The organism is Finegoldia magna (genome assembly GCF_018371055.1).
In the GTDB taxonomy this organism is placed as follows: domain Bacteria; phylum Bacillota; class Clostridia; order Tissierellales; family Peptoniphilaceae; genus Finegoldia; species Finegoldia magna_I.
Genome location: NZ_JAGYZD010000226.1, coordinates 1 through 2682, shown reverse-complemented (window position 1 = coordinate 2682; position 2682 = coordinate 1). Strand labels below are relative to the sequence as shown.

Genomic DNA, 2682 nt, shown 5'->3' with positions numbered 1-2682 from the left:
GCTTCTGCTTGTTCAACTACATCTATATGAAAAGCTACATAAATATTGTCATCAATATCTAAAAACTCAGATAACATTCTGTCTGATAACTCACTTGCAAGTATTTGAAAATGACTTACTGCTCCAATATATTTGCCAAACTTAAAATTATTTGCTGGTACAAAATTAAAGATATTGGGAGTTATATGTGATTTTGTAGACTCTTTTTTCTTCAAATCTTTATATGAAAAATCAAAGTTCTTGTCTGGATTTAACATATCGTGAACAAGTCTTAATCTTTCTTCGCCATCAAGACTTTCTGCTCTTACCCCCATAGATTTAAAGTTAGATAAAATATCTACTTCAAGTCTATTTAACTTTGCTCTTGCTTGCTCTAGATTATCGGCTTCTGTTGTAAAGGTTATATACTTCATCTTTTTAAGTCCGTTATTGCCCTTTGCAAGTTGAAGCTTTAACATTTCCCTAAACTCTTTTCTTACATCGTCATAGAAGTCTCCTTTATCAGCAATTTTAATTGCATCTTGTAGGTCTCTATTTCTTCCTAATTGATTTACATATGAAAGTTCAATGTGGACACTTGGATCAAAAGAATTTAAAAAGTTGGCAAATTGGTTAAAGATTAAATCTCTATCTTCTTCCAATGCCAACTGGTAATTTATATCTTGAAATGAAATTGTCTTTGAATAATTTTTTTCATCTAACTGGCAAATGCCCTCTGGTAACATTCTTATATATGGAATAGTATCCTCAACTGTAAATCTCTTTTTCTCTTTCTTTAAAAGTACACTTAGAAGACTATTTGTCGGATCTTTCTTTGTTTTTAGCCTTCTTACTTCCTTTCGGTCTTTTTTTAATTGTTTTTCCCTTAGATTTAAGTCGCTGATTTGCTTTTTTCTTTGCTTCAAGGTATGCCTCCTTTCTTATTCTCTTAGTTGGTTGATAAAACTTATGAAGATAGAAAAATTTAAAATATTTTTCAAAAGTTAAGGTGTCTTTTTCATATAAGGTTATAAAAAAGATTGGCAGGGTTACTATTAGCATTACAATGATTGAAACATCATTAGGTAGATATTTCTTCATAAATAAATAGGTTGGTATGCCAATTAGTCCTGCCACAGAAAAACCTATAAGTTGTCTTTTAGTTAAGTTAAAGGCAACCTTTGTTTTAATCTTGTCTAAATCTTTTGGTATTGGTACATATGCCATTTTAATCTCCCTCTACTTCTTCTTTGGAAAGTTCAAGTATATGGTCATAATTTGATGTTGTTTCTTCTTCTAGGTAGCTAATTCTTTCTTCTAATTCTTCTTGTTTTTCTTCATTTCTGTCATTGTATTCTCCTTGATACATAACAAATTCATTGTGACATCTTCCGAGTCTATTTATTCTCCTCTTTAAGTTTCTAATCTCTTCATTTCTTTTTTTCTCTTTTAAGATTTCATAAGTTCCTCCCAATAAAATTCCAAGTCCCAATAAAGCATAATTCTTCTTTTTTAACATTTATTCCTCCTAGTGCGTATTCATAATACTTTTTGCAACTGTTCCACTCTTAAACATCATAAGTCCAAGTAGTAGAGCATATCCTAATATACTAAACAAGCTTGCGTGAATATCTGTAATCTGTACCGTCCTTATTAAAACGGTGTAGATACCTAAACATACCATCAAAAACAAACCTTGTAGTCCCAAGGCAAAAAGTCCCTTGATATAATTTGTTCCAATCTGACCCCATTCTTTATTTCCCATAGTCGCAAATGGAATGGATGATACTGATGAGTAGACATATATTTCAAACATACGCCCATATACTATTAAGGTAATAGTTAAAGATATACATTGAATTGCAATCCTTACAAGGCTTGTTTCAACTAGTATCATTAAAAGCTCACCTATTTCTTTTTCTTTTAATGCATCAACCATTGCAACTATCTGATCTCCTGAAACAGTGGCAGAAGTAGTGATTACCCCTGCCGCTTTGTTTACAAGATTTTGTGCCACATCAAAGACTGCCATTGAAAATTCAAAGGCATGGCTTGCAAGGTAGACTGCTATAAACATCTTTATAATGTATTTGAAAAACTCAAAAGTATCTGTATCGTGCATATTATTCTTTTGCATAACCATATTTATGAGTTCAATACATAAAACTGCCGTTATAATAAGACCTGCTATTGGAACAATTACATTGTCATTAATGTTTTTAATGAAGTTATACACTTCTCCATTCCAACCCATTGGCGTCTTTCCAACATCAGTTGCAATAACTCCTACCTTGTCATTTATATCTAAGAACATGGACTCAAGATTTGCTTTGATACCTCCGAGTAGCATATCCTTAAAAAATTCAGTTAGCTTGTCAAAGATACCAAACATAGACTTTCTCCTATTTTAAAGCATTTGCAAGTAGTGGAATTAATTTGATACCGATTAGCACAATTCCTCCACCAGCCATAAGCTGCTTAATACCTTGAGATTTAGCACCAGGGTTATCATTACCATAACCTTCCATTAAGTTAATAACTCCCCATGCTCCTAAACCTGCACCAATTGCAGTTACAAGTGTTTTTAAAACTCCAACTCCAGCTGTAAAAAATTCCATATTATTCCTCCTCGTTTTCTTTCTTATTTTCTATTTTGTTTAGTGATTTAACTATAAAATTCTTGTAGACCTTATCTCCTTTTTT

General features: G+C 31.8%; 4 protein-coding genes and 2 pseudogenes. All 6 read right to left on the bottom strand.

The annotated features are described in order from the left end of the window. Nucleotides 1-905, bottom strand: a pseudogene (locus KHW44_RS08330) (VirB4-like conjugal transfer ATPase); the annotation flags it as partial. Further along, entirely contained in the window at nucleotides 796-1206 is a 411-nt protein-coding gene (locus tag KHW44_RS08325) for a PrgI family protein (protein WP_002836673.1), read from the bottom strand. The pseudogene KHW44_RS08330 and the gene KHW44_RS08325, both read right to left, overlap by 110 nt. Nucleotide 1207: 1 nt before the next feature. Further along, nucleotides 1208-1498, bottom strand: coding sequence for a hypothetical protein (locus tag KHW44_RS08320; RefSeq protein WP_017645369.1), 291 nt, complete (start codon nucleotides 1496-1498; stop codon nucleotides 1208-1210). A gap of 9 nt (nucleotides 1499-1507) precedes the next feature. Continuing rightward, a complete protein-coding gene (locus tag KHW44_RS08315) occupies nucleotides 1508-2371 on the bottom strand; it encodes a VirB6/TrbL-like conjugal transfer protein, CD1112 family (protein WP_129321811.1) in 864 nt (287 codons plus the stop codon). A 10-nt stretch (nucleotides 2372-2381) separates the two neighbouring features. Beyond that, entirely contained in the window at nucleotides 2382-2597 is a 216-nt protein-coding gene (locus KHW44_RS08310) for a Maff2 family mobile element protein (protein ID WP_000394203.1), read from the bottom strand. 1 nt (nucleotide 2598) lies between these two features. Next, nucleotides 2599-2682 (bottom strand): annotated as a pseudogene (locus tag KHW44_RS08305) (single-stranded DNA-binding protein); the annotation flags it as partial.

Bases quoted from the DNA above. Each gene is read 5' to 3' on its own strand.
- KHW44_RS08310 (WP_000394203.1), bottom strand. From the start codon at position 2,597: ATGGAATTTTTTACAGCTGGAGTTGGAGTTTTAAAAACACTTGTAACT.
- KHW44_RS08325 (WP_002836673.1), bottom strand. From the start codon at position 1,206: ATGGCATATGTACCAATACCAAAAGATTTAGACAAGATTAAAACAAAG.
- KHW44_RS08320 (WP_017645369.1), bottom strand. From the start codon at position 1,498: ATGTTAAAAAAGAAGAATTATGCTTTATTGGGACTTGGAATTTTATTG.
- KHW44_RS08315 (WP_129321811.1), bottom strand. From the start codon at position 2,371: ATGTTTGGTATCTTTGACAAGCTAACTGAATTTTTTAAGGATATGCTA.